Annotated in this window: 17 protein-coding genes; 8 read left to right on the top strand and 9 right to left on the bottom strand. The window is 71.0% G+C overall.

The annotated features are described in order from the left end of the window. Nucleotides 1-882 (top strand): SMP-30/gluconolactonase/LRE family protein, encoded by an 882-nt coding sequence (locus tag WME75_RS21510; protein ID WP_437493877.1) that lies wholly within the window; start codon nucleotides 1-3, stop codon nucleotides 880-882. Between the two features lie 181 nt (nucleotides 883-1,063). Here the strand turns inward: WME75_RS21510 and WME75_RS21505 are convergent, their stop codons facing one another. The 8 genes from WME75_RS21505 to WME75_RS21470 form a co-directional block, all read right to left on the bottom strand. Then, nucleotides 1,064-1,918 (bottom strand): formylglycine-generating enzyme family protein, encoded by an 855-nt coding sequence (locus WME75_RS21505; protein WP_437493875.1) that lies wholly within the window; start codon nucleotides 1,916-1,918, stop codon nucleotides 1,064-1,066. Next, nucleotides 1,918-2,889: a hypothetical protein gene (locus WME75_RS21500; protein ID WP_437493872.1), complete on the bottom strand. Its 972-nt coding sequence runs from the start codon at nucleotides 2,887-2,889 to the stop codon at nucleotides 1,918-1,920. The genes WME75_RS21505 and WME75_RS21500 overlap by 1 nt, the downstream gene beginning before the upstream one ends. Nucleotides 2,890-2,893: 4 nt before the next feature. Further along, nucleotides 2,894-4,555, bottom strand: a complete 1,662-nt coding sequence (locus WME75_RS21495; RefSeq protein ID WP_437493869.1) for a serine/threonine-protein kinase — start codon at nucleotides 4,553-4,555, stop codon at nucleotides 2,894-2,896. 58 nt (nucleotides 4,556-4,613) lie between these two features. Further along, nucleotides 4,614-5,009, bottom strand: coding sequence for a VOC family protein (locus WME75_RS21490; protein ID WP_437493866.1), 396 nt, complete (start codon nucleotides 5,007-5,009; stop codon nucleotides 4,614-4,616). Between the two features lie 172 nt (nucleotides 5,010-5,181). Then, nucleotides 5,182-9,786 (bottom strand): pentapeptide repeat-containing protein, encoded by a 4,605-nt coding sequence (locus WME75_RS21485; protein ID WP_437493863.1) that lies wholly within the window; start codon nucleotides 9,784-9,786, stop codon nucleotides 5,182-5,184. A gap of 12 nt (nucleotides 9,787-9,798) precedes the next feature. Further along, nucleotides 9,799-10,752, bottom strand: a complete 954-nt coding sequence (locus WME75_RS21480) for a formylglycine-generating enzyme family protein (RefSeq protein WP_437493860.1) — start codon at nucleotides 10,750-10,752, stop codon at nucleotides 9,799-9,801. A 6-nt stretch (nucleotides 10,753-10,758) separates the two neighbouring features. Continuing rightward, nucleotides 10,759-11,307, bottom strand: coding sequence for a hypothetical protein (locus WME75_RS21475; RefSeq protein ID WP_437493857.1), 549 nt, complete (start codon nucleotides 11,305-11,307; stop codon nucleotides 10,759-10,761). Beyond that, the gene (locus tag WME75_RS21470; protein WP_437493855.1) at nucleotides 11,304-13,472 is read right to left on the bottom strand and encodes a hypothetical protein; all 2,169 of its coding nucleotides are present in this window, start codon (nucleotides 13,470-13,472) and stop codon (nucleotides 11,304-11,306) included. The genes WME75_RS21475 and WME75_RS21470 overlap by 4 nt, the downstream gene beginning before the upstream one ends. A gap of 791 nt (nucleotides 13,473-14,263) precedes the next feature. Between WME75_RS21470 and WME75_RS21465 the strand changes: the two genes are divergently transcribed. Together WME75_RS21465 and WME75_RS21460 are read left to right on the top strand one after the other, a co-directional pair. Next, nucleotides 14,264-14,470: a hypothetical protein gene (locus WME75_RS21465; protein ID WP_437493853.1), complete on the top strand. Its 207-nt coding sequence runs from the start codon at nucleotides 14,264-14,266 to the stop codon at nucleotides 14,468-14,470. Between the two features lie 181 nt (nucleotides 14,471-14,651). After that, complete coding sequence (locus WME75_RS21460) at nucleotides 14,652-15,518, top strand: alpha/beta fold hydrolase (RefSeq protein ID WP_437493850.1); 867 nt, start codon at nucleotides 14,652-14,654, stop codon at nucleotides 15,516-15,518. A gap of 24 nt (nucleotides 15,519-15,542) precedes the next feature. Here the strand turns inward: WME75_RS21460 and WME75_RS21455 are convergent, their stop codons facing one another. Continuing rightward, on the bottom strand, nucleotides 15,543-16,412 hold the full coding sequence (locus WME75_RS21455; protein ID WP_437493848.1) for a fibrinogen-like YCDxxxxGGGW domain-containing protein: 870 nt from the start codon (nucleotides 16,410-16,412) through the stop codon (nucleotides 15,543-15,545). A 592-nt stretch (nucleotides 16,413-17,004) separates the two neighbouring features. Here WME75_RS21455 and WME75_RS21450 point away from each other — a divergent pair. The 5 genes from WME75_RS21450 (at nucleotide 17,005) to WME75_RS21430 (ending at nucleotide 26,349) form a co-directional block, all read left to right on the top strand. Beyond that, complete coding sequence (locus tag WME75_RS21450) at nucleotides 17,005-18,285, top strand: CmpA/NrtA family ABC transporter substrate-binding protein (RefSeq protein ID WP_437493845.1); 1,281 nt, start codon at nucleotides 17,005-17,007, stop codon at nucleotides 18,283-18,285. A 55-nt stretch (nucleotides 18,286-18,340) separates the two neighbouring features. After that, nucleotides 18,341-19,138: a nitrate ABC transporter permease gene (gene ntrB, locus WME75_RS21445; protein ID WP_437493843.1), complete on the top strand. Its 798-nt coding sequence runs from the start codon at nucleotides 18,341-18,343 to the stop codon at nucleotides 19,136-19,138. 5 nt (nucleotides 19,139-19,143) lie between these two features. Next, nucleotides 19,144-19,974, top strand: coding sequence for an ABC transporter ATP-binding protein (locus WME75_RS21440; RefSeq protein ID WP_437493840.1), 831 nt, complete (start codon nucleotides 19,144-19,146; stop codon nucleotides 19,972-19,974). Beyond that, nucleotides 19,971-20,852 (top strand): ABC transporter ATP-binding protein, encoded by an 882-nt coding sequence (locus WME75_RS21435; protein ID WP_437493837.1) that lies wholly within the window; start codon nucleotides 19,971-19,973, stop codon nucleotides 20,850-20,852. Before WME75_RS21440 ends, WME75_RS21435 begins: the two co-directional genes overlap by 4 nt. A gap of 436 nt (nucleotides 20,853-21,288) precedes the next feature. Beyond that, nucleotides 21,289-26,349 carry an AAA family ATPase gene (locus tag WME75_RS21430; RefSeq protein ID WP_437493834.1) on the top strand — a complete coding sequence of 1,687 codons (5,061 nt, stop codon included), beginning with the start codon at nucleotides 21,289-21,291 and terminating at the stop codon, nucleotides 26,347-26,349. Nucleotides 26,350-26,513 lie beyond the last annotated feature (164 nt).

The following is a 26,513-nucleotide window of genomic DNA, read 5'->3' as shown; positions in this document are numbered from 1 at the left end:
GTGGGAGGAGCGGGAGGCTCCGTCGGCTCGGGCGGGGCGCCCTCGGCGACGGCGTGTCCCGAAGGGCCGTTCCCGGCGCCGGAGGCGGTCACCTCCACGGCTATTTGTGAGGGTTTCCGGTACAGCTACGGTTACAACGAAGGCCCGACGTGGATCGCCGCGCAAAACGCGTTCTTCTTCACCAACTTCGTGCAACACGCCGCAGGCAACAATTTCACCGGCGACATCATCAAATATACGCCTGGCGGCGGCTGCGAGGTGTTCATCTCGGACGTGGGCGCGAACGGTCTCGCGGCGTCGATCGACGGGAACTTGCTGGGCGCGAGCCACAAGACCCGCTCGATCAGCTCGTTCGACGTCGCCACAAAGCAGGTGACGATCCTCTCCGACATGTACATGAACCGGCTGCTCGACTCACCGAACGATCTGATCGCGCACAAGAGCGGCACGATCTATTTCACGAACCCGACCTATGAGGTCGGAAATCGTCCTCCCGGCGTCGGGCGCGCGGTGTTCAGGCGAGATCCCGAGGGGGTGTTGTCGATCATCAAGCAAGGCGGCGACCAGCCGAACGGCATCGCGCTATCGCCCGATCAGACTCGACTCTACGTGGTGAACGCAGGCCTCTACGATGTGGACGCGGCCGGCGTGACGTCGAATCAGCGCGATTTTCCGCTCAACGCCGACGGCATCGGCGTCGACTGCGACGGCAACGTGTACCTCTCGGGCGGGACCATCGTGAACCCCGAGGGGCAGACCATCGGCGACTTCCCCGGCGGCACCAACCTCGCTTTCGGCGGCGCCGACGGCAAGACCCTCCTGGTCGTCGGCGGCGGGACGAAGGCGCGCGTCGTGCAGATGAACGTGCCGGGGTTGCCTTGATCTGACCCTCCGCGCGGCGCGGCGACCCGAGCGGATTCGCCTGAGCCCTCGGTCGTTCGACGGAGGCGAAAGCGCGAGGGCAGCTCGGCTCAGACACAGGCCCTCCCGCGCCGCGCGACGACCGCGGACTCCTCGGGGCTCGCCGCTCGGAGAAGCAGGGACGAACGCGGGCGACGCGGCGCTAGCCGCTGCAGCAGCGGAACCCGATGGTGTGGTCCGTGTCGGCGCGCTCGCGCACGTCGCGCGCGTCGCACCGGAGCTCGTCGAGCGAGTCCCCGCTGTCGAACGCTCCGCCCCGCGTCCTGCAAAGGTCGCCGGAGCCGGTGTCGCCCGAGCACGCGTCTTCCCACTCGCGGACGTTGCCGTTCATGTGCTGCAGGCCGAGATAGCCGCCCTCGCACGCCATGCTGGCGTCGTCGCCGACCGGCACCGTCGCGTCGCCGTCGCCGTTGCACAGCTGCGCGTCGAACTCACCGGTGGCGTGAGAGCGCGCGCCGCCCTCGCTGCACGCCTCGAACCACTCGCCCTGCGCCGTGTCGCCGGCGTACGGCAGCGGGCCGCCGTGGGCCTTGCCGCAGAGGCGCTTGCCCAGGCTCTTGCAGAAGGCGCGGGCGTCGCACCAGTCGACGCAGGTGGCGGGGTGCCGGTCGTCCTCGCGGCGGGTCGTGCACACGTCGGGCGCGCCGGGGCCGGTGTCGAACGCGAAGCTGTCGTTGAACAGACAGAACGGCTCCTGCGCGGCGACGTCCGGCTGCGTGGCCAGGAAGGCGCGGTAGGCGGCGTTCGACACCTCGGTCTGGTCGATGCAGAACGAGCTCTCGATTGTCACCATGGCGGCGGGGCACTGGCACACGCGCGCGGCGCACGAGGCCGTCGCGCAGTCGGCGTCGGCCTCGCACGGCTGGCCGTACAAGCACGAGGCGTTCCCGGCGCCGGGCTCGCAGGTGAGGCCGTGCAGCGGGCGCACCAATGTGCACGCCGAGACGAGGGCGGCCGCGAGGGCGGCCGCGGCGGCGTGGGCCGGCCGGGGACGCATCAGAAGGCCCCTTCGAGGCCCGCAGCGGTACCGGCGACGAACGGCCGGAGCGCCGGCCCGGGCGCGCCCGCGCCGGCCTTCGGAGGACTCGCGGCGGCCGGCCGGGTCGCGTAGAACCACGCCGCGGCCCCCAGCGCGACGACGCCCACGCCGAGGCCGATGTCGGCGACCGCGTGCTGGACGCGGATGGCGCGCACCTCGTCGGCCGCGCAGCGCGGGGCGCACGTGGCGCGCAGGTCGGCCTCGGCGCTCAGCGAGAGCGCGCCGGCGACGGCGAACACGGCGAGCCCCGCGGCGCCGACGGCGCCGGACGCCCACACGAGCCCGGGGATCGCGGGCTTCGCAGGCGGCGGGGCGGCAGGCGAGGCGGTCGGCGGGGCGGCAGGCGAGGCGGTCGGCGGCGTGGCAGGCGAGGCGGTCGGCGGGGCGGCAGGCGCGGCAGGCGGCGGAGGAGAGGCCGGCGCGCCGGCCGAGGGGGCGCCCAGGGGCAAGGTGAGCGCGCGGTTCTTCTCACCCTCGCGGATCAGCACACGCTCCTCGACCGCGGGGCCCCAGGCGGGCTGGTACCGGAAGGTGTGCGGGCCGGGGTCGACCGGCAGCGCCTTGCCGTCGAGCGCCGCCGCGAGGAGGCGCCCATCCACGAGCACGCGCACGTCGAGTCGCTCCCGCCCGTGCGCGTCCGTGGCGGCGATGACCACGGTGGGCAGGCTCTTCTCGACCTCGGCGAGCCATGGCCCGCAGTCGGCCACGGCGGCCGCCGGGCAGGTCGGCTGCGAGCACGCGATGAGCGCCTCCCGCGCCGCGAGGAGCTTGCCGTCCCGGCGGAGGCCCTGCGCGCGCTCGTAGGCGGCGGCGCACGCCCGCTTGTGAGGCTCGGCGCGGGCGCGGGCGCCGGTGAGCGCGAGCGCCGCGGCGACGGCGACGGCGAGCGTGGGCGCGGGCCGCGCGCGAGCGGGAGAGGAGGCGTTCATCGGGTCACATGCACTCGGGCTTGAGCCGGCGTATACCGGCCTTGTCCACGGTATAGGGCGGGGAGCAGCGCTGGGCGGCGACGCCGGCCGCGCGCGACGTGGGCGCAGGAGCGCGCGCACCCGCCGCCGGGCGTGCCGGCCTCCGGGCGGGCGCGGTCACGGCGGCGCTCGACGCCGGCGGCGGGCTCGGCGCGCTCCCCGGGCTGGACGCCGGCGGGCTCGGCGCGCTCCCCGGGCTGGACGCCGGCGGGCTCGGCGCGCTCCCCGGGCTCGGCGGCGGGGCGGGAGCGGCGGGGATCGCGCTCATCGCGCCCGGCGGGTTTGGCGCCGGCAGGGCTGCGGTCGGGGGCGCGCCGGTTACGCCTGGCATCACCACCCCCGTGCCGGTGGGCTGCGCCGCGGGCGCGTGGGCCGCGCTCGCTGCGTCCTCCGGCCCGGGCGGACCGCGGCGCACCCACTGCGCTGCGAGCGCGGCCGCGCTGCCGAGGAGCACCACACCCACCAGCGCGAAGGCCGGGCGCGCGCGCTTCGACGTCGCGGCGGGCGGGACGTCGCGCGGCGCGCCGTCTCCCGGGGAGAGCGCCATGGAGAGCCCGCTGGACGTCGCGGATCCCGGCGGGGGCGCCGCCGCGCTGCCCGGGCCTGCCGCCTGGGCGTCTTCCAGGCCCGCCGCCTGGGCGTCTTCCAGGCCCGCCGCCGAGGCGCTCTCGATCGCCGCGACGCGGGCCGCCCGTCGCGCGAGCGCGTCGCCGGCGAGCTCCTCCACCCACTCGCCCACCGCGCGCGGCGACGCGAGCGGGACCGCGCCCTCGATGGCGATCGCGAGCTCGCGGGCGGTCGGGTGGCGGCCTTCGGCGTTCCGCTCGAGCGCCCGGAGCACGATCGCGTCGAGCGCCGGCGGCACGTGCGCCGCGAGCGAGCTCGGGGGCGGGATCGGCCGCTCGAGCACGGCCCCGATGAGCGCGGCCTCGTCGACGCCGTCGAACAGCCGCTGGCCCGCGAGCGCCTCCCACAGGACCACACCCGCCGCGAACACGTCGGTCCTCCGGGTCACGTCGGCGCAGAGGATCTGCTCGGGCGACATGTAAGGCAGCTTGCCTTTCAGTTGCCCGCCGCGGGTGGTGCTGAGCCGCCCGCGCGCCTTGGCGATGCCGAAGTCGAGCAGCCGCGCCGTCCCGTCGACGCCGACGAGCACGTTCTCGGGCGAGACGTCCCGGTGCACGATGCCGAGCGGCTCGCCGGACTCGCTGTGCGCCTCGTGGGCCGCGTGGAGGCCGTGGAGCGCTCCGCACGCGATGCTCGCGACGATCGGGGCTGGCACCGGCGCGCCGCGGGCGCGCGCCGCCCGGAGCAGGCGCGCCAGCGACTCGCCCCGCACGTAGTCCATGACAAGGAACGCCTCGTCCTCGGCGATGAGGAGATCGAGCGTGGCGACCACGTTGGGGTGCTGGATGCGCGCGACGATGCGGGCCTCGCCGCGCAGGCTCTCGGCGATCTCGGGCGCCTCGGCGAGCTGGGGGTGCAGCCGCTTGATGGCCACGGTGCGCGCGAAGCCCGCCTCGCCGACCAGCCGGCCGAGGTGCACGGACGCCATCCCGCCGGACGCGATGGGGCTGTACAGCAGATACCGCCCGATTCGCCTGGGCTGCGACGGCTCCGACGACATGCCGGCGCGATGATACACGAGCCCGCACGGCCGCGTCCCCGGTCGTCGGGCGGGGCCGTCAGCCCGGCAGGGGCGTGCTCGGCTCGACGAAGCAGAGGCGGTAGCCGTCGGGGTCGGTGACGACGACCTCCCGCGTATGCCACGGCTGGTCGCGCGGCCCGTCGACGGCGGCGCCGGCTGCAGCGGCGCGCGCGGCGATCGTCTCGATACCGAGGTCGCCGGTCGCGCTGAAACAGACGATCACGCCGAGGCCGCGCTGACCGGCCAGCGAGACACCCGGCGGCGTCGCGATGAGAAAGAGATCGGCATGGGGCGCCCAGCGCAGGTGGACGAACACCGGATCCTGGTGAGCTCGGGTGAAGCCGAGGAGCTCGTAGAACGAGGCGGAGCGCTCCGCGTCGGCCACGAGGAGCTTGACGTAGGCGGACATCACGTAGGGATCGTCGCTGTGCATGGTGGCTGGGCGCGAAGGTGCGCCGCGCCGGGTCGGAAGGCAAGCCGCGAGACGCGGGCGGAGCAGGCGTCCGCGAGCCCGGCGGGCGCGGTCAGCTGCCTCTGTCCTGTTCGCTGCTCCGACGCTGGGCTCGTGAGCGCGCGGAAGGCCCGCGGCGGGATGTGCCGCGAGCTCACGCGGCCGGGATTGTATAGAGAGGCTCCTCGTCGGGAACCCGGAGGCGCTGCGGAAGATATCCTTCTAGCTCGCCGGGCTCGAATCGACAAAGACCGATCAGGTGCCAGAAGGCGCCGTGAATCTCGCCGCGCAGCTTGAAGCGACCGCCCGGGGTGAACGAGGCCCAGCCCTCGGAGCGAGGGAGAAAGATCGCGAGGCAGGCGCGGGTGACAACATGCCAGATGCGGACGGTGCCGTCGTGGGAGGCCGAGGCGACAAGCACACCGTCGGGGCTGAAGGCCACGGCAGAGATTGGCGCCTCATGCCCGCGCAGGGCCTTCGGTTTCTCCATGTCCCGATCGCAGATTATCAGAGCGCCGTCGTCCGCCCCTGCGACGAGCGTCCAGTTTTCCGGGTCGTGGATCGGACTGAATGCCACACACCGGATCGCGACAGCGTGACGCAGCACTCTCCTCTCCTGCCCAGAGCTCGTTTCCCAGATTCGCACCGTCTGGTCGCCGGACCCTGACGCGATCATCCGGCTGCTGGGCGTGAACGCCACGCCGGTCACCGCTTCGTCATGTCCCCGGAGAACACGTAGCGCTTTGCCCGAGCTTGCCTTCCACAGCCGTACCGTCCGATCATGGCCGGCGGAGGCCAGGGTGGCGCCATCCGGGCTATAGCACACGCTGGTGAGGAACGACTCGTGGCCTTCCAGCGACTTCGAGCTGCCGGTGCGCACATCCCATAGCCGCAATACTCCGTCGCTGGACGCGGAGGCCAGGGTCCGACCATCGTGGCTGAACGCGATGCCCCTCACGCGGTTTTTCAGGTCCGGAAGCGTGAGCACGACCTGTCCCCAGACTGTCTCCCAACTTCGTATGGATCCGTCGTCGCCTCCCGATGCCAACGCGTTGCCATCACGGCTGAATGCCACGGTCCGCACCGGCTCCCTGTTACCTTTCAGCAGCTGCAGCGCCCTTCCCGAGGCGACGTCCCAGATCTGCACGCTCCGGTCGCTGGCGCCGAGGGCCAACGTGCGGCCATCCGGGTTGAAGGCGACGCTCAGGACCGCCGCGCCGTGACCCTGCAGCGCGAGCGATGTCTGACCCGACGCGGCCTCCCACAAGCGCAAGGAACTGTCCTTCGCGCCAGATGCAACGATCTGTCCTTCAGGGCTGAAGGCGACGCTCGTGACCGAGTTCCGATGGCCTTGCAGCACGTGCAGCATCTGCCCCGTGGCCACGTCCCACAGCCGCACCGTGGCGTCCTCCGCTCCCGAGGCTATCATCTGCCCACCAGGGCTGAAGGCGACGGCGTTCACAGTTCCTGCGTGGCCAGAGAGGACACGCAGCGCCAGGCCCGAGGAAACTTCGTAGAGGACCACCGTCCGGTTTTCCGTCCCGGAGGCAACCACATGACCATCCGGGCTGAACGCCACGCTTGTCACTCGACCACCTCGGTAGGCCTGCAAAATATGCAGCGTCCGGCCCGACTGGACGTCCCAGAGTCGCACCGTGTGATCGGTGGCGCTGGAGGCCATTATCCGGCCGTCCGGGTTGAGTGCCACGCCAGTGATCCAAGAATCATGGCCACGCAGCTCCTGGAGCAGTACGCCCGAGCGGACGTCCCAGAGCCGCAAGATACGGTCCATGGAGGCGGATGCCAGAAACATGCCATTGGGGCCGAACGCCACGCTCCGCACCGTTCCCTCGTGATGCCGGAGAACATGTAATACCCGTCCTGAGCTCACGTCCCAGAGCCGAACTGTCTGATCTCTAGCCCCGGAGGCGAGGGTCGTGCCGTCCGGGCTGAACGCGACGGCGCGAAGCTCATCGTCGTGACCTAGTAAGGCCCTTATCTGCTTACCCGACCCCGCCTCCCAGAGTCGCAACGATCTGTCCACGTGGCCGGATGCTATCAGGCCACCATCGGGGCTGAATGCTACCGCCATGCACTGTGCAGAAGGACTCTCGGTGCAAGCCTCGATGCTGGATGGGATGGGCGGCGCCAGCATGGCAAGCTCGCGTTGACCTATCGCGTCCCCGTCCACGGTCGCTCCTACCAGGCGGGTGAGCCAAAGCTTCGCTCCAGCGAGCCGCGCGCGCCGGAGGTCCGCGCCGAGCAGCTGTGCTCTCGTGAGATCCGCATGCTCGAAGCTGGCTCCAACAGCGCTGGCACGTGAGAGGTCCGCGCCGATCAGCCGAGCACCCTGCAGCGAGGCGCCGTCGAGGCGGGCTTCCACCAGCCTTGCTTGACTGAGATCGGCTCCCGTCAAATCTGCTTGCATGAGATTGCGGCCTGACAAGTCCTGCCCGCGCAGATCCTGCCCGGCCAAATTGACTGCGCGGTGCGCCTCCACGCCCAGGCGTTGCAGCACGAGCAGCGCGTTCTTGATGGCGGCCTCCCCTCCGCCGCTGGACTCCAGCGTCGCGCGCGCCCATGCAATGGCCCTGTCCCGCGTGGCCAGCGCCGTGAAAAATTCCACCATGAGCGGCGACATCTCGGCCATACCGAGCAGCGCTGAGACCCCGCTCGGCTCCGCCTCGCGTGCAGCCTCCCATGCCACCAGCCACTCGAGCACGGATTGATGGAGGAAGGAGAAATTGTCCGCCTCGTCCCGCCGGAGCAGCGTACCCGAGCCCACCTGGTGAGTGATCACGCCGCTCTCGAGCGCCTGTGCGTTTCCCGACTTGTCGGAAGCCGCCAGAGCCTTGATGGGCTCATGAATGCTCTCCGGTAGCTCGCTCAGCCGGATCGTGCGTTCCGCTCGCCGCCACAGCATCACGGCGAGATCCGCCGCTGCCCTCCACCGCTGCGGCAGGGATAGCCCGGGCGGCGCGCCCCTGTCGTGCGCTCGATCGAACTCGTACCCGAGCCAGCGGTCCAGCAAGAGCCGGTAGAGCCCTGCCGCGGTAATCTGTCCAGTCCGGTTCCGGGCTTCAATGAGCTTCGACTCGTCGATCTCCGCGATGAAGCTGAGCATCCGTGGGATCTCCGAGAGACCCATCAAGTCACGCACCTCCTCGAGCAGCCGCAGCCGCCCGCTGGCGACCTCGTCGCTCTCGAATCTCTGGACGAGGAAGCGACGGATCTGCGCTTGGTTGAAGCGCTCGAGTCGCGCTAGCCGGAATCCCTTGCTCAGCGCCTTCTCACCCAGCGCAGTCCTGATCTGGCGATCGGAGAGGAAGTGCTGACTCCGGCTGGTGATGACAACCTTCGCGTTATCGGTCGCCGCCTCGAGCAGCGTGTCGAGGTGCTCCGAGGCTCGATCGTAGCTGACCCGGAGCGCCAGCTCGTCGAAGCCATCAAAGAGCAGCGCGATCCGCCCGGCGCCCAGCATGTACCTGAAGGCGCGCAGATCGAGCCGGTCCATGCCCGCGAGGGTCAGGTGCTGTGCCATCAGCGCGTCGAGCGCGCGCGCCTTCTCGAGCGCGCGTAGCTCGACAAGCATCGGCTTGAGAGGCCCGCCCCGTTCGGTCAATCGACGCGCCAGCTCATGCAACAGAAAAGTCTTGCCGGCGCCGAACTCGCCGAGCACGAGCACGAGGCGGCCGTGGTCCGAGTCCAACCACTCCTCAAGGGCAGCGAGCGCGTCCTCCTGCTCGCGCTCCTCGAGGCCGATATTGTAGCGGAGCCGCTGCGGTACGAACAGCCTCGGGGGGTAGATGGGATCGACGGCTAGCCGGGCGCTCTGACGCTGGAGGTAGCTGCTGAGGTCGATCAGCTCCTCGTAGTCATGGAGGCTGACGAGGCGGACGCCCCCGGCACGGGCCCGTCGCACCAACGCAGGCGGCGCCTGCTCGCCGTCGTAGACCAGCAGGGAGTAAATCCCTGAGCCCGGAGGACCGTAGCGGGCGTGCACCTGACTCCGGAAGGCCTCGACGATGCTCTCGGTGACCTCGTAGGGGATAGCCCCCAGCGCGAAGGTCGCTCTCTGGCCGAGGCGCGTGACCGAGCAAACCTCGATGTACTGATGAAACGGCGGAGGTGCAGGTTCGGGCACGAGGTGTGCCTCGTGACCCTGCTGCGCCTCACGGAGTTGCAGGACTCGCGCCACGCGTTCGACGAGGGGATTCCAGGGCTCGGCACCCGAATCGCGCTGCGCGTCGTCGCGGTCGGGCGCGGTCTCGGCGGATCGCGAGGAGGCTCCGGCCGCGGTCGTGCGCAGCGCGGCGTGTTGCAGCGTCTCTGCCACCTCGCGGACGCCGCGGGCGACGTCGGTCCACGCCAGATGCCGGTTCAACGAGGTGCTCAACCACTGCCCGTTCTCGGGAAGCGGTCTCAGCTGACCGAACGGCGAATCGCGCCACTCGCAAGGGTGCAACAACACCGGGAGCACCTCTGTGTCGCCGGCCTCGCGCCGCTCCATGGCCCGCTCGCCCGCGTGCCAGCAGCTGTCGTCGCCCAGATAGTCGATGCTCACCAGCAGCAGGATCAGACGAGCCGATTCGAGCTCCTCGGAGAGCCTGGCCTCCACATGCTCGCCGGCGCGGAGGCGTTGCCGGTGGGAGACACGGATCAACCCCTTGCGCTCGAGTGGCGCGAGATGCTTGTCGAGCTCGGCGAGGAGATCCAGGTCTGCGCGGGCGTCCGAGCAGGAGACAAAGACCGGAATCACGTCTGTCGCCACCTACTTGGCCGCCGGCGCCGCCGGCTCGACGACGCAGCGGATGCCGAGGAACCCGCAGCGGTAGGTCACCTCGAACCCTCCCGGCCGCGCCGTCCTGACGAGCGGCGGGATGCCGTCACGCCAGCTGCCGCCGCGGGCGACGCGCATCTTGCCGCCACCGTCGTTGGCGCTCGTCGTCCACTCGAAGACATTGCCGGCCAGGTCCTGGATGCCCTGCGGGCTTTCGCCGGCGGGGAAGCTCCCCACGTCGCACGCGGTCTTGCGCACGGTGCCGCCGCCGGACCAGCAGAGCTGATCCTTCGGGGCCTCGCCGCCCCACGGGTACGGCCGCGCCTCCTCGCCGCCGCGGGCCGCCCACTCCCACTCGCCGTCGCGCGGCAGCCGCTTGCCCTGCGCCGCGCAGTAGGCCTCGGCCTGCGGGAAGTCGACGCAGACCATCGGCTGCTTCTCCTTGCCGGGCACGCCGTAGGTCGACGCCTCCTTGGCGCAATTTGCGAATGAATTCGTGCATTTGCCTGCATTGACGCACGCGGCGTAGGCCTCGGCGGTGACCTCGGTCCTGTCCATGCAGAGGTCCGGCACGGTGGCTTTCACCTTGAGCGGGCCCATCACGAAGCTGCCGCCCGGGACCCGGACCGTGCCGTCGGGGCAGCCGTCCGAGGGGGGCGCCGGCGCGGCCGAGGCGGAGGCCTGCCCGCTGCCGGCCGGCGCGGCGGCCGGGTCGGCGCCGGCCGGCGCCGGGGCCGCGGTGGACCCGGGCAGGGGCGGCGCCGGGGCGGTCGCCGCGCCTCCGGAGGGGCTCACCGGCGCGGCCTGCGCAGCGGGCGACGGCGCGGGGGGCGGGGCGCCCTCGGGGGCAGCCGGGGAGGCGCCGCACGCGGCGACGAGGACGCCGCACGCGGCGGCAGGGAAGAGCAGCGCGGAGAGGGGCAGGGGCGTTGTGTGGGATCGCATGGTGTCTCAGGAGGCGGTCACGGTCGGCGCCGGCTCGTCGTCCAGCCATTGCTCCTGGACGACGATCGCCGGCAACAAGGTGAACGGCCCGTCGTAGCCCGGGCCGAAGGTCAGGATCTGGATCACGCGCCGGTCGCCGCGGCGGATCGGGAACATCACCTCGCCGCCGCGGGGGAGCTCGCTGCCGCCGCGGGGCGGATCGATCCAGAAGGCCACGCCCTCGGTCTTCCCGCCGAGCAGCGAGATGGCCGAGACGGTGAGCTCAGGGCAGCGGATGCGCAGCCACTCCCTCCTCCGGTAGCCGCGGCAGCCCGCGGCCGCGGGGCCGGTGCGGGAGAGGCGGACGCGAGGCGCGGTCTTCCACTCGGCGGCCGTGGGCTGCTTCGACGGCTCGGCAGGAAAGGGCTCGACGTCGAGGGGCCGCTCCTCGCCGGCGTCGGGCGCTGCGGCCGCGCGCGCGCCGCCCTGCTGCGCGCCGGATGCGCCGGCAGCCGCGGCCAGGACGCCGGCACTGCCGGCGGCCATCCAGGCGACCCACGCGAAGCGCAGCCTCATAACGTCTCCAGGAACGCCACGAGCGCCGCCCGATCCTCGGGCGACAGGTGGCTGGTCTTGCCCATCCGGTCGGCGTTCTGCTCGATGAGCTCCGCGAGCGTGCCGGCGCGCCCGTCGTGCAGGTAGGGCGGCCGCCCGCCCACGAAGCGCAGCGACGGCGTCTTGTACTCGGGGCGCGGATCCTCGTCGTAACCCGGCAGGGGCGGTCGCTTCGGCATCGGGTACACCATGCGATCCGTGTAGTCGCTCTCGGGCACGTGGCAGCGCGAGCACTTCGCCTCGTCGCTGCGGAAGATCTCCCGGCCGCGCTTCACCCGCTCGTCGGGCGCCCCCTCGGCGCGCGGCGGCGCGACAAGGCCCCGGCGGAGGAACATCGCGAGAACCGTGGCCCGGGCCGCGACGCCGGCCGGCGTGTGGTCGATCGGCAGCCCGCCCCAGCGGTGCAGCCCCATGCCCGTCTGGAGCCTCGAGACGAGATCCTCGCTCTCTCCGTGCCACCCGTACGGCCCGGCCGCGCCGACGTTGCCGGCGAGCATCGGGGTGCGCCGCGGAACCCCCTTCCTCTTGGCGACTTCGGGGATGTTCTCCGGCCGGCCGACGAAGTTCGCGTGCTCGCCGTCGGCCGTGCTGAAGGTGGCCTCGCGCCAGACGTACCCGTCGTCGCGCCCGTCGGGGTGGCACCCCGCGCAGCCGAGATTGCCGCTCACCGTGCCGTCGAGCGCGTTGTAGAAGAGCCGACGGCCCTTCGCGACCTCGGGGCCCAGCGGATCGTCGGCGAGGTGCACGAGCGCCGCCGGCCCCTCCGGGGGCGGCGCGGCTGTCGGCGCAGCGCCGGCCGACGCCGCGGCGGAGCCCGCCGGAGTCGCGGCCGAGCCCGCCGCCGGATCGTGCAGCCGGAGCGCCGCCACGTCGCCGGTCGAGCGGCAGAACACCCACGCCGTCGCCTCGTCCGCGGACAGCGCGAGGCCGGTCGGCGCGCCGCACGTGCCCGCCACGCGGATGTGCGGGTCGTAGCGGCCGCCGACAGGGTAGCTCTTCACGATCGCGAGCGTCGGATCCACCGCGGTCGCGTCCACCTCGAGCACGAGGTCGTCGCCCTCGCCGGCCACGAGCAGCGTGCGCGCGCGCTTGCGGTACGCCACGGCGCGCGGCTGGGTGACGGGCGTGATGCTCGCGCCCGGCAGGGTGATGACGCTCTCCGGCGTGATCACCTGCTCGGCGAACGCCGACCGGAGCACCGGCAGGTTGCCGTGGTGCGGCGGGGCGAGCGGCTCGTCCCGGCCGGTGATCAGCACGTCCACGGTCGCGGCGCCGAACCACGCGGCGTGGCCCATGGCGCCGAGCGCGTGCCGCGCGGCGAACAGGCGCCGCCCGTCCTCGGAGAGCGCCAGCGCGTAGCCGAGCGAGGCGGCGAGCCGCTCGCCCGACGGGGCGCGCAGCGGCGACGCGGGCAGGGCGACGCGCCGGACCCTCGGCGCCCCGCCGAGATCGTCGATCCGCGTGAGATCCGCGCCGACGAGGTGGCTCACGTACGCGGCGCTGCCGTCGGGCAGCACGGCGACGCCCCGCGGCTCGCGCGCCACGTCGACGGTCCACCTCATCCTGGCTGCCTCGAGGTCCACGGCCGAGACCTTGTGGGTCCACGCCGAGGTCACGATCGCGGTCTTCTCGTCGGGCGTGACCGCGATGCCCCACGCGTCGGCGGGCAGCGGGACGCGGCCGACCTCCACGAGGCCGGCCGCCGCGTCCGGCCGGAAGATGAGCAGGAGCCCCGGGTCGCGGACCGTGGCGAGCACGCGCCCCTCGGGCCCGCCGAGCGCGAGCACCTGCGCGGGCCGTCCCGGCGCGGGCACACCTGCGCCGGGACGCGCGGGGTCGAGCGGGAGCGGCACGACGCGCACGACGCCGTGGTCCTCGTCGGCCACGTAGAGCGCGTCCTCGCGCGCCGCGCGGGCGAGGGCGCCGCCCTCCCGGACCGGCGCGCGCAGCGGCGCGGCGCCCGGCGGCGCCGGGGGATCGACCGGAGCGCCCGCGCTGCCGATCGAGGCGCCCGCGCTGCCGGCCGGGGCCGCGCCCGCGTCCGTGCCGGGAGCGGGACCCCGGGAGCATGCGCCCGCAGCGAGCGCGAGGACTGCGGCGAGAGTGCGTGTCGCGGGGTGGAGCAAGGCAGCGCCGGATCTTCGCGCGCTCTCCGGTCGCGGGTCAACAACGGGCGGGCGGCGGGGCCGCGGGCGCCGGAGAGCCCGAGCGCCGCGCCCGACGAGCTCCACGCGACGTTTGAGCCGCGAGCTCGACGCCGCCGGAAGTGGCCTTCGCGGATCCGTATCGCATGGCCAAGCAGCTCGTGGACGCGCTGTCGAGTCTCGACCTCTCCTCGACGCGTCATCTCCCTCGACGCGTCGGAGGTCGCCTCTCTCGAGGCCGCCGTGCTCGCGAGCCAGGTCGCCGGCACGCGCTGCTCGGCAGACCCCATCGCGCGGCTTCCTCGATGCTGAAGCGGAGGGGCCAAAGCGGCCGGCTGCACCGAGATGGGCAGTCGCGGCACCCGAACCGTTGATTCGGGGGAGTTGATCCGGGGGAGAGGAGAGCTTCGTCGCCCTGGGGCGGCGGACCCTACAACGTCGGGGACCGCCTCTCACCGCCGTCGTGCCGGACGGCCCCGGCCCGCCAGGGAGGCAGGCTGAGCCGCCCAGGCACGGCAACCCACGCAGACAAACAAAAAGGCAGCGCCGCCGGGGCCTCAGGGGGGGCGAAGGCCGCGCCGGCGGCGCTGCGGTCCTATAAAGCACTGAATATGCCATCGGGAATTTCCCCTGAATTGCGTCGATGCGTCACGGACGGGCCCTCTCGCGTTTCGATTTTGCAACGCGGCCATCTCATGGGTGCACGATTGTTAGATCTCTTTCTTTACTAGAAAAGTTCGTCCAGGACGCAATATCGTCCCCCATTTCCACCATTGCAGTTGTCCGCCGATCTCGTCCTCCACGTGCGGACCGACTGCAGCGAGAGGGCGATCGAGATCAGCTGCCTGGACGTCGGTAACTCCGGAGACACCGAGTCGATCCCCCTGGGTGCGACTGCGGGGACTCCGATCGACCTCTTCGTCGACAGCTACAACAACGTCTCTGCCGGCTCGTTCGAGCCGAGCATCACCCCGGATTGACCTGCTGACCCGAGACGTCCCCCCGGCGGGCCGGCGCCGGAAGGCCCCCATGACACTCCCCACAGGAGCCGTCGCGGGCGTGGGCTCGAGACCTCGACGTCGAGCGAGTTCATGGTGTTGCTCCCAACATCACCCCGCGGCGTTTGATCCGGGCCCTCGAACGAACTATCGCCCCATGCCCATGACGACAGCACCTCAGGCGGGCCACGGCGGCCCGGACGGCGCGCAGACGCCTCGGTTCATCGAGGTGAACGGGGCCCGCCTCGCCTGTGCGGAGGAGGGGCAGGGCACCCCGGTGGTGTTCCTGCACGGAGCGGCCTCGGACCACCGGATGTGGGACCGGCATCGCGCCATCGTGGGCCAGCATCACCGGGCCATCGCCTACAGCCAGCGCTATTTCGGGACTGGCGCGTGGGAGTCGAGCTGGCCTCCGCTCGGCGTGCAGACGCACGCGGACGACCTTGTCGCGCTCCTTCGCGCCCTCGACGCCGGCCCCGCGCACCTTGTCGCGTGGTCTTACGCCGGCCATGTGGCCCTGGGCGCGGCGCTGAGTCATCCAGCGCTGATCAGGAGCGCTTTCGTCTACGAGCCGGGCGTGCCCTCGTACGTCACCGATCCCGCCGAGCTGAGCGCGCTGGGGGACGACATGAACGCCATGTTCGGCCCCGTCTTCGGGGCAGTCCAGCGCGGTGACAGCCAGGAAGCCGTGAGGCTCCTGCTGGACGGCTCGGGCGAGCGCGAGGGCTATTTCGCCGCTCAGCCCGCGGAGCGGCAGGCCGTCTACCTGGATAACGCGCGGACCATGCCGCTCCTCCTGTCGCAGCCCCGGCCCCCGGCCATCACGTGCGGCGACCTGGCCAGCCTGAAGGTGCCGGTCACCATTGCGTACGGCGAGCTCTCCCGGCCGCTGTTCAGCGTGGTCGCCCGCGCGGCGGCCCGCTGCATCCCCGGGCAGCACCTGGTGGTCCGCGGGGCCACCCACATGTGGCCCGAGGAGGACGCCGCGGCGTTCTGCGCCGCGGTCCTGGGCTTCATCAAGGAACGCTGATGGCCTGAGCCCGCGGGGCCGCGCTCACCAGCGCGTCCAGCGGGAGATCCGCTTCACGCGCGTGTAGCCGCTGCCGTCGTTCGAGAGCCCGTACGACGTCGCGGCCGCGGTGTTCACGTGCGGCCCCCAGCCCTCGTCCTCGATCGGCTCGTCGGCATCCGCGCCGAGGTTGTAGACGAAGCAGTGCCCGTAGTGCTGCGTGACGCCCGCGTAGACGCTCGAGCAGTTGCCGTCGCTCTTCGTGTCCATGTCGAAGTCCGGCGATGACCACCCGGTGGCGAACTGCCACGAAAAGAGCTCCTCCTCCCCGGCCACGCGGATCGGCGTGAGGAGGTGCATGTCCGCGGTGTCGATGCCCTCGGCCGTCGCGCGCAGGACCTCGGCGACGGTCCCGGCGATGTCCTCGACCTCGTCGCGGTATTCCCGGCCGGCGACGTACAGGGAAGGCTGGTAATGGTTGGCGTCGAGCGACGGCTCCCCCTTGGCGCCGAGCCGGTCGGCATACAGGATCTTCCAGAACGGCAGCGTCGCGCCGTCCGCCGCGCCGACGCTGTTGTAGACGAGCGCCCACCGGTCGCCGTCCTCGGTCGGCTCACCGCAGTGGGCCTGGAGCGCCTCCAGCGGACCGGAGCCGTCGGGATCGAGCGTGTAGACGCCGCCCGGGGCGCTGGCCGGGACGGCGCCGCACCGAGCGTAGACGCACCCGTCGCTCACCTCGTCCTCGCACCCCGCGGGGGCGCCGCCTCCGGCCCCGCCGCCTCCGCCGGCGCCCTCTCCCCCCGCGCCACCGCCCTCCTGAAGATGAAACGGCTTGTCGAGCCCGGCCACGACCGTACACCCGCAGGTCACGAGGCACGCCGCCGCCCACACCCATCTCGCGGACCCGCTCGTCATCTCCCTTCCTCTCCCTACCGAATCATCCCGTCACGCCCTGCGTGGCGATGAGCCACGCGGCGCGGACGCTACCGTCTCACCTGCAGCCTGGCAAGCAACGCACGCCGACCTGCCGGCCGCCGGAGAAGGCGATCCATCCGTCGAGCGAGGGCGTTCGGGCCCGGCCCCGGAACGCTGCCGCCCGGCAACCGACGTGGCGACGTGGCGACGTGGCGACGTGGCGACGTGGAGACGTGGAGACGTGGAGGCGCGCACGACTTCGAATGCAGAAAAAACATTCCATAGAAACTTGATTGAAACACGCACCCATGCATCGTCCTTGGCGGATCATGGGCCCATGTAGGGCTGATGCCATCCAGGGCAAACCCCCGCCGCGCGATCGATCTCCTCCCGCCGATCCGCTGCGGAGCTGGCCTGGCACACCGTCGAACGAACAGGCGACTTCACGGACGGCGCCCCCGGAGCGCAACCCGTCCGTTCTGCCCCGACCGGCGGGCGCGTACCTCTCCACGCGCCCGCGGCTCCGCGGTCATTCACAGCAAAGGACGATGGAATGAAGAGACGAGAACCTTCGCGTGAGGCACCGAGCGCCATGCCCCTCGAACGCCGGCGCTTTCTCGGCGGCGCCCTCGGGCTCGGGGGAGCCGCGCTCCTCCCCGCCTGCGACTCACGCTCCGGCGAGCCGGGGCCGCCGGCGGCGAACGCCGCGCCCCTCGTGGCGACCGCCGACAGGCCGGAGGTGTCCGAGCTGCGCTTCGGCATCATCGCGCTGACCGACTGCTCGCCGCTCGTGATCGCTCATGAGAAGGGGTTCTTCAAGAAGTACGGCATCACCTCGACCATCGTGAAGGGCGCGAGCTGGGCGGCGATCCGCGACTCGCTGTCGAACGGAGACCTCCAGGCGACGCACATGCTCTTCGGCATGCCGCTCGCCTCGACGATGGGGCTCCTCGGGTCGCCGAAGAAGCCCATGGTCATCCCGTGGCAGCTCAACCGCAACGGCCAGGCGATCACGCTGAGAAGCGACCTGAAGGGCAAGGTGGCCGGGGATCCCAAGGCGCTCCGGCCGTTCGTCGAGGAGGCGAAGGAGAAGGGCTCGCCCATGACCTTCGCGATGACGTTCCCGCCTGGAACGCACGCCATGTGGACCCGTTACTTCCTCGGCGCAGGCGGCATCCACCCGGACAGGGACGTCGCGCTCGTGACCATCCCGCCCGCGCAGATGATCGCCAACATGAAGGTGGGACAGATGGACGGGTTCTGCGTCGGCGAGCCGTGGAACGCCAGGGCCATCGCCGATCAGATCGGCTACACGGCCATCACCACGCAGGAGCTCTGGAAGGACCACCCCGAGAAGGTGTGCGCGTTCACCGCGGAGTTCGCCGACAAGAACCCGAGGACGGTGAAGGCGGTGCTCAAGGCGCTCCACGAGGCGAGCGTCTGGCTCGACAAGCTCGACAACCGCCCCGAGCAGGCCGACATCGTGTCGAGGCCCACGTACATCAACTGTCCGCCGGAGCTCATCCTGGGCCGGCTCCAGGGGCATTACGACTACGGCGACGGTCGCAAGAAAGAGGACAAGGATTACATGATCTTCAGCGACCGGGGCTGCAATTACCCGCAGGCGAAATACGCGCTCTGGTGGCTCAGCCAGTTCCGCCGCTGGGGCATGGTGGAGGGGAAGCCGGACTACGAGGGGGTCGTCAAGCAGGTCATGCGCCCCGACCTTTACGAGGAGGCGATGAAGGAGCTCGGGGTCCAGCACGGCGGCCCGAGCGACGAGCCCGAGACGCTGTTCGACGGCGTGACGTTCGACCCGAAGGACCCGGAGAAGTACGCGACGTCCTTCCCGGTCAACGCCCTGAAGGGATGATCCCCCACATCGCCGGGAGCCGACGGAAAGCGCGGCGGCGGCGGAGGAGTGCTGCATGAGCGAGGCGAAAGCGATGTCTCCGAGGATTCGAGTCGACAAGGTGATCCTGCCCCTCGTCGGGGTGGCGTGCGTGATCGGGCTGTGGGCCACCGCGAGCAGCCTGTGGACCCAGGCGCTGCCCTCTCCGCTCAAGACGTGGGAGGTGAGCAAGCCTTACATCTTCGAGCCGTTCGAGAAGCGGGGAGAGCTCGACCAGGGCATCCTCCGCTTCACGTGGTACTCGCTCCAGCGGGTCGCGAAGGGCTACACCCTGGCGATCCTGCTCGGGATCCCCATCGGCTTCTTCCTCGGCGCCTCGAAGCTGTTCAGGACGAGCTTCGATCCGATCATCCAGATCCTCCGCCCGGTCTCCCCGCTCGCGTGGCTCCCGCTCGGGCTCGTGCTCTTCCAGAAGCCGGATCCGGCCGGCGTCTTCACCATCGCCATGTGCTCGATGTGGCCGACGGTCCTGAACACAGCGCTCGGGGTGCGGTCGATCCCGCAGGATTACATGAACGTCGCCCGGGTGCTCCGGCTCTCGCGCATGAAGACGCTGCTCAAGGTGCAGCTCCCCGCCGCGCTGCCGTACATGTTCACGGGCTTCCGGCTCAGCCTCGGCATCGCCTGGCTGGTCATCGTCGCCGTGGAGATGCTGACCGGCTCGCCCGGGGTCGGCGGCTTCCTCTGGCAGGAGTACAACAGCCTCATCTACGAGCACATCATCCTGTGCATCATCACCATCGGGCTCGTGGGCTTCCTGCTGGACGCGCTCATGAGCCTCGTCGAGCGCAGGCTCAAGCTGGCGGGAGGGTGACGGCCATGGCGCTCCTCGAGCTGCGCAACGTCGGGAAGAGCTACGGCGCCGGGGCCACCCGCACCGAGGTGCTCAGGGACATCGACCTGGAGATCGAGAAGGGCGAGTTCGTCGCCGTGGTCGGCTACTCGGGGGCCGGGAAGACGACCCTCATGTCGCTCATCGCCGGGCTCCTGCAGCCGGATACCGGGGTTGTGACGCTGAACGGGGAGGCGGTCGAGGGGCCGGGGCCCGACCGCGGCGTCATCTTCCAGAACTACTCGCTCCTGCCCTGGCTCTCCGTCTACGAGAACATCTATCTCGCCGTGGACCAGATCTTCTCGTCCTGGCCCGCGGAGAAGAAGCGGGAGCACACCGAGCGATATATCGCCATGGTGAAGCTCACCCCGGCCCGCGACAAGAAGCCGGCGCAGCTCTCCGGCGGCATGCGCCAGCGGGTCGCTGTGGCGCGGGCGCTCGCCATGGAACCGGAGATCCTCCTGATGGACGAGCCGCTCGGCGCGCTCGACGCGCTCACGCGCGCGACGCTGCAGGACGAGATCGCGCGGATCTGGCGGGCCACCCGGAAGACCGTGCTCCTCATCACCAACGACGTCGACGAGGGCATCCTCCTCGCCGACCGGATCGTCCCGCTCAGCAAGGGCCCGGGCGCCACGCTGGGTCCCGGGGTGATCGTCGACCTCGAGCGCCCGCGGGATCGCAAGGCGCTCAACCACGATCCGCGCTTCAAGGAGATCCGCGGCGCGGTCATCCACTACCTGCTCGGCCCGGGGGCCGGGCCGAAGGCGGACAAGGGCGTGTCCGGCGCAGCGCGGGAGGCGGAGGCGGTCGCATGAAGAAATATCTCGAGATCTGGAATGTCACAAAGACGTTTCCCACCCCGAAGGGGCCTGCGATCGTCGTCCGGAACTTCGACCTGAACCTGAAGAAGGGAGAGTTCCTGTCGCTCATCGGCCACTCCGGCTGCGGCAAGTCCACGGTGCTGTCGATGGTCGCGGGCCTGAGCGAGATCACGAGCGGCGGCATCGTCCTCGCGGGCAGGCAGATCCACGGCCCCGGCCCGGACCGCGGGGTCGTGTTCCAGTCGCCCTGCCTGCTGCACTGGATGACGGCGCTCGAGAACGTCCTGCTCGGGGTGGAGCAGGTCCACCGGCTGAAGAGCAAGAAGGACTGCATCGAGATCGCGACGCACTACCTCGATCTGGTCGGGCTCGAGGAGTCGATGCACAAGAAGCCGCGCGAGCTGTCCTCCGGGATGCAGCAGCGCGTCGGGCTGGCGCGCGCCTTCGCCCTGTCGCCCAAGATGCTCTTGCTCGACGAGCCCTTTGGCATGCTCGACTCGCTCACCCGGTTCGAGCTCCAGGAGGTGCTCATGAACCTGTGGGCAGAGGACCAGAAGACGGCGCTGATGGTCACGCACGACGTGGACGAGGCCCTGTTCCTGTCGGACCGCATCGCGATGATGACGAACGGCCCGGGGGCCCGCGTGGGCGAGATCCTGGAGGTGCCGTTCCCGCACCCGAGGGACCGTCAGGCGGTGCTGGAGGACCCGATGTACTATCCCCTCCGAGAGCGGCTGATCACGTTCCTCGAAGCCCAGGCGCACAAGGACAAGCCCGCCGTGGACACCGCGCTCGAGCCCGCCCCGGAGACCGCCGTGAAGACGGGACGCTTCTGGACCGCGCTCTGGAAGGGGAGCAGGACGTCGGCGTAGCGCCGCAAGGTGGATCGCTCGCCTCCTGTCCCCCGCGAGATAGCCCACAACGCTTGGCGCGCTGCTCCTGTCCTCCGCGAGATAGCCCACAGCGCATGGCGCGCTGCTCTTATCCCCCGCGAGATAGCCCACAACGTATAGCGCGCCGCGACAGGGATGCGGCAGCGCGCGGGTCCCGCGGCGCGCCCGTCGCCTGGCATGACCGCCGGGCTCGGTTCGAGCGAGAGAGCTGGGACACAAGGACTGCAAAATCTTAATCAGATGCGAATGGACGCCCACAGTTCGCTGGGGATCCGCGGACAAGCGGCCTAGACAGAATCCGCCCACGGTGCGATTCTGCGAGACCACCGTCCGTCCTGTCTGCTCGGCGTGAGCGGCAGTGTCGGCCGGAGGTCCAGCGCCGTGGCGAGGTGAGATGCTCTCCGCAACCTGTACTGTGAGCCAGCAAATTTACAGCGACTCGAGCATCGAGGTGTTCGAAGGCACCTGGGGCGCCGAGCGCAAGCCTGCTGTCTTCAAGGTCCTGAAGAGCGAGTTCCCGAGCTCGCGCGAGCTCGCGGCGCTCCGGCACGAGTACAACGTCCTGTGCGAGCTCGACGTCGAGGGCGTCGTCAAGGCGTACGGGATCGAGAAGCACAAGAACGGCCTCGCCCTCGTGCTCGAGATGCCGAGCAGGACGACGCTCCACGACCTCCTGCGCGCCGGCCGGCTGGAGCTCAAGGCGGCCCTGACGATCGCCCGCTCGGCGGCCCGGGTCCTCGACGAGATCCACCGCCACAAGGTGATTCACAAGGACGTCAAGCCGCACAACCTCCTTGTCGATCCGGACACCCTCGAGGTCCACTTCGTCGGCTTCGGCATCGCCACGCTGCTCCCGCACGAGACGCAGCAGGCGGTGAGCCCCGAGGCGCTCGAGGGGACGCTCGCGTACATGTCGCCCGAGCAGACCGGCCGGATGAACCGCGTGATCGACCGCCGCACCGACCTCTACTCGTTCGGCGTGACCCTCTACCAGATGCTCACCGGCGTCCTGCCGTTCAGCGAGAGCAGTCCGATGGATCTCATCCACGGCCACATCGCGCGGACGCCCGTGCCCCCGCCCGAGCGGGTCCCGGGCATGCCCGAGGCGGTGTCGCGGATCGTGATGAAGCTCCTCGCCAAGAACGCGGAGGACCGGTACCAGAGCGCCTTCGGCCTGTTCGCCGACATCGACGCGTGCCTCCGCCAGCTCTCGACCTCCGGCGCGGTGGCGCCCTTCGCGCTCGGCCAGCGCGACATCCCGGACACGCTGCGCATCCCGCAGAAGCTCTACGGCCGCGCCGAGGAGGAGCGCGCGCTGCTCGCCGCCTTCGAGCGCGCCGCAGGCGGGGAGGGCGAGCTCCTCCTCGTGTCGGGGTACTCGGGCATGGGCAAGTCGGCCCTCGTGAACGAGATGCACAGGGCCATCGCCCAGCGAGGGGGCTATTTCACCGCGGGCAAGTTTGACCACCTGAACCGCGGCGCGCCGTACACCTCCCTCGCGCGGGCGTTCCGCGAGCTCATCCGGCACATCCTCACCGAGCGGCCGGAGCAGCTCGCGCGCTGGAGCACCGAGCTCGGCCGCGCGCTCGGCACGAGCGGGCAGCTCCTCGTCGACCTGATCCCGGAGCTCGAGTGGATCGTCGGCCGGCAGCCCCCGGTCCAGCAGCTCGCGCCGGCGGAGTCGCAGGGCCGCTTCCACGCGACCTTCAAGGCGTTCGTCCGCGTCTTCGCGACCGCCGAGCACCCCCTCGTCCTCTTCCTGGACGACCTGCAGTGGGCTGACCCCGCCTCGCTCAAGCTGCTCCAGGTCCTCGCCGCGGATCCGGAGCGCGGCCACCTGCTCGTGATCGGCGCCTTCCGCGACAACGAGGTGTACGCGGCTCACCCGCTCCGCGTCGCGCTCGGCGAGATCGAGAAGGCGGGCGCGCCGCTCCGCGAGCTCAGGCTCGAGCCGCTCGCCCTCGCCGACGTGGCCGAGCTGCTCTCGGACGCGCTCTCCGCGTCCCGCGCCGAGGTCGAGCCGCTCGCCCGCGTGGTGTTCGACCGGACCCAGAGCAACCCGTTCTTCGTGCGGCAGTTCCTTGTCTCGCTCCACGCCGAGGGCCTGCTCCGCTTCCACGCGGGCGCCTGGACGTGGGAGCTCGACGGCATCCGGCGGCGCACGGTCACCGACAACGTCGTCGAGTTCATGGCGCGCAAGATCGAGGCGCTCGATCCCGAGCTCGTGCGCGTCCTCCGGCTCGCGGCGTGCATCGGGCACGAGTTCGACCTGCGCACGCTCGCGATCATCAGCGAGCGGCCGCCGCACGAGACCGTGTCCGCGCTGTGGAGGATCCTGCAAGAGGGCCTGATCGCGCCCGTCGACGCCGACTACCGCCTCGCGCACGCGATCGACGGCGAGGCGCCGACCGGCGTCGACTGGCGGGTCAACTACCGCTTCTTGCACGATCGCGTCCAGCAGGCGGCCTATTCGCTCATCGGCGAGGACCACAGGAGAGAGGTCCACCTCAGGATCGGGCGGCTCATGCTCGCGAGCAGCGAGGGCGCCGCGCGGGAGGAGGCGCTCTTCGACATCGTCAACCACGTCAACATCGCGGCGCCGATCGTGACCTCCCCCGCGGAGCAGGCCACGGCCGCCGAGCTGAACCTCGCCGCCGGCAGGAGGGCCAAGGCGGCCACCGCCTACGAGGCCGCCGCCGGCTATTTCCGCGCGGGCATGGGGTTTCTGCCCCGCGGCGGCCTCGACGACCACTACGAGCTCGCCCTCGCGCTCCACAGGGAGCGCGCCGAGGTCGAGTCGCTGTGCGGCGCGTTCGAGGAGGCCGAGCGGCTCTGCGCCGCGGCGCTCGCCCGCGCCCGGACGGCGATGGACAAGGTCTCGATCCAGCTCGTCCAGGCGAACCAGTACCTGCTCCAGTGGCGCAACCACGAGGCGACCCTGGTCCAGAAGGCCGGCCTCCGGCTCCTCGGGTGCCCGATCCCCGAGGACAGGGACGAGGTCGCCGCGCTGCTCGAGCGGGAGCTCGAGGCGGTGCCGGTCCTCCTCGGAGGGCGGAGCATCGAGGAGCTCGCCCACGCCCCGAGGACGACGCGCCCCGAGGACCCGGTGACGCTGGAGCTCCTCGTCAACCTGTTCTTCGGGGCCTACAACTCGAGCGATCAGACGCTCGCGAACCTCGCCATCGTGAAGATGGTGACGCTCTCGCTGCAGCACGGGAACAGCGAGATGTCCGCCTTCGGATACGTCGCGTACGGCATGGTGGTGGGCCCGCTGCTCGGCGAGTACGAGACGGCCTATCGGTTCGGCCGGATGGCCATCGAGCTCGCGGACCAGCTCGACAACCTCGTCCTCCGGGCCAAGACCTACCACATCTTCTCCGCGGACGTGCACAGCTGGACGCAGCCCCTGCGGAGGGCAGATCCCTATTACGACCGCGTCTACGACCTCGGGCTCCAGGCCGGCGACTGGACGGCCATGGGCTACATGATCAGCCAGAGCGGCTCGGACCGGCTCACCTACGGGATGCCCCTCGCGGAGCTCGCGCAGCTGACCGACACGCACCTCGCGTTCCTGCGGCGCGCCCGGAGCCAGGACATCATCGATATCCTCCTCGCGGGCGTGATCCAGCCCCTGAAATGCCTGCAAGGGCTCACGAAGAGCCGGCTCAGCTTCGACGACGGCGCGTTCGACGAGGCGTCCTACACGGCGAGGCACGGCGGCTCGCCCTACCACATGGGGTGGCTCGTCCACGCCAAGATCCGGAATGCCTATCTGTTCGGCGACAGGGCGAGCTTCGCCGATCTGATGCCGAAGCTCGCCGTGATCGAGGGCGCCTTGCCCACGCACGCCAAGGTGCCCGAGGCGACGTTCTATGCGGCGCTCATGCGGATCGCCGCGTGCGAGGGCGCCGAGGGCGCCGAGCGGCGGGAGCACGAGGAGCAGCTCCAGCGGCTCCTCGCGCGGATGAAGCGGTGGGCCGACGCCGGGCCGGACAACGTCCTTCACAAATACCTGCTCCTGCTCGCCGAGCAGGCCCGCGTCGAGGGGCGGAGGGCCGAGGCCATGGACCTCTACGAGCGGGGGATCGAGGCGGCGCGGCAGGCCGACTACATCAACAACCAGGCGCTCGGGAACGAGCTTTACGGCAGGTTCTGGCTCGCCCAGGGCAGGGCCGAGTTCGCCGGCATCTTCCTGCGCAGGGCGCTTTATCTGTACGAGCGCTGGGGGGCGAGCGAGAAGGCCGAGGCGCTGCGCGAGGAGCTCGCGCCGGCCGTCCCGTCGGCCGAGGGCGGGCCTCTCGCGCTCTCGCAGACGAGCACCGCGCTGCAAGGGCTCGCCGCGGGGGAGCGCTTCGATCTCGCCACGGTCCTCGAGACAGCACAGGCCATCTCGAGCGAGATCGTGCTGGACAAGGTGCTCGATCAGGTGCTGCGCATCGTGATCAAGAGCGCCGGGGCGAGCCGGGGGTTCCTGATCCTGTCGCGCGGCGAGGTGCTGACGGTCGAGGCGATGATCTCGGTCGACCCCGACACGGTGAGCCTCGGGCTCTCGATGCCGCTGGAGGCGCGCCTCGATCTGGCCCGCTCGGTCGTGCACTACGTGGCGCGCTCGCGCGAGGCGCTCGTGATCGGGCGCGCGGCGGACGATCCGCGCCTCGCCGGCGATCCGCACGTGATCGCGCGCCGGCCGAGATCGATCCTCGGCTTGCCGCTCCTGCACCAGGGCCGGCTGAGCGGCGTGCTGTACCTGGAGAACCACCTCGCCGAGCACGCGTTCACCGCCGATCGCATCGGGCTCTTGCGGCTCCTCTCCTCGCAGGCCGCGGTGGCGGTCGAGAACGCGCTGCTCTACACCGACCTCACGGCCGTCAGCGCCGAGCTCCGGGAGGCGAACGAGCGGCTGGAGCGGGAGGTGCGGGAGCGCACGGAGGAGCTCTCGCAGGCGAACGAGCGCCTCTCGGCGCAGGGCGAGGAGCTCCGGGAGACCAACCTGCGCCTCTTGCACGAGCTCGTCGAGCGCGAGCGCGCCGAGGAGGCCCGCGCCCAGCTGCATGAGGAGGTGATCCGGTTCCAGCGGGCGAAGATCTCGGAGCTGTCGACCCCGCTCGTGCCCATCACCAACGACGTCATGGTCATGCCGCTCATCGGCACGCTCGACGAGGAGCGCGCGGAGGACGTGCTGCAAACCCTGCTCGACGGCGCGGCCAGGAGCAGCGCGCGCGTCGTCATCATCGATGTCACCGGGATCAAGGGGGTCGATCACCGCGTGGCGAACGCCCTGATCAACGCGGCGAACGCCCTCCGGCTGCTCGGGGCCCAGGCCGTGCTGACGGGCATCCGCGGCGAGGTCGCTCAGGCGCTCATCCGGCTCGACATCGATCTGTCGCGCATCGTGATCCGCGGGACACTGCAGAGCGGGATCGCCTACGCCGTCGGCCGAGCGGGCGCCGCGAGCTCTTCGGGGCCGCGCGTGTAGGGCCTCGCCGGATGTCTCTACGTCGAATCGTGTAGACAGCTCCGGAGCGGATGGCGCATCATGAGCTCGCCAGTCCGCCGGGGGGTGCCTGATTCATCGCGCGCCGTGCGGGGTACGAGGCGTACGGATCCGCCGAACAACAGGGCGGCTCCTCGCGGGTGGAG

It is taken from the genome of Sorangium sp. So ce1014 (assembly GCF_051521505.1).
Classification (GTDB): domain Bacteria; phylum Myxococcota_A; class Polyangia; order Polyangiales; family Polyangiaceae; genus Sorangium.
Note: the sequence above shows the minus strand (reverse complement) of the source record. Positions and strands in the feature narration are given on the sequence as shown.

Bases quoted from the DNA above. Each gene is read 5' to 3' on its own strand.
- WME75_RS21475 (WP_437493857.1), bottom strand. From the start codon at position 11,307: ATGAGGCTGCGCTTCGCGTGGGTCGCCTGGATGGCCGCCGGCAGTGCC.
- WME75_RS21495 (WP_437493869.1), bottom strand. From the start codon at position 4,555: ATGTCGTCGGAGCCGTCGCAGCCCAGGCGAATCGGGCGGTATCTGCTG.
- WME75_RS21480 (WP_437493860.1), bottom strand. From the start codon at position 10,752: ATGCGATCCCACACAACGCCCCTGCCCCTCTCCGCGCTGCTCTTCCCT.
- WME75_RS21500 (WP_437493872.1), bottom strand. From the start codon at position 2,889: ATGAACGCCTCCTCTCCCGCTCGCGCGCGGCCCGCGCCCACGCTCGCC.
- WME75_RS21435 (WP_437493837.1), top strand. From the start codon at position 19,971: ATGAAGAAATATCTCGAGATCTGGAATGTCACAAAGACGTTTCCCACC.
- ntrB (WP_437493843.1), top strand. From the start codon at position 18,341: ATGAGCGAGGCGAAAGCGATGTCTCCGAGGATTCGAGTCGACAAGGTG.
- WME75_RS21490 (WP_437493866.1), bottom strand. From the start codon at position 5,009: ATGCACAGCGACGATCCCTACGTGATGTCCGCCTACGTCAAGCTCCTC.
- WME75_RS21455 (WP_437493848.1), bottom strand. From the start codon at position 16,412: ATGACGAGCGGGTCCGCGAGATGGGTGTGGGCGGCGGCGTGCCTCGTG.
- WME75_RS21505 (WP_437493875.1), bottom strand. From the start codon at position 1,918: ATGCGTCCCCGGCCGGCCCACGCCGCCGCGGCCGCCCTCGCGGCCGCC.
- WME75_RS21440 (WP_437493840.1), top strand. From the start codon at position 19,144: ATGGCGCTCCTCGAGCTGCGCAACGTCGGGAAGAGCTACGGCGCCGGG.
- WME75_RS21450 (WP_437493845.1), top strand. From the start codon at position 17,005: ATGCCCCTCGAACGCCGGCGCTTTCTCGGCGGCGCCCTCGGGCTCGGG.
- WME75_RS21460 (WP_437493850.1), top strand. From the start codon at position 14,652: ATGACGACAGCACCTCAGGCGGGCCACGGCGGCCCGGACGGCGCGCAG.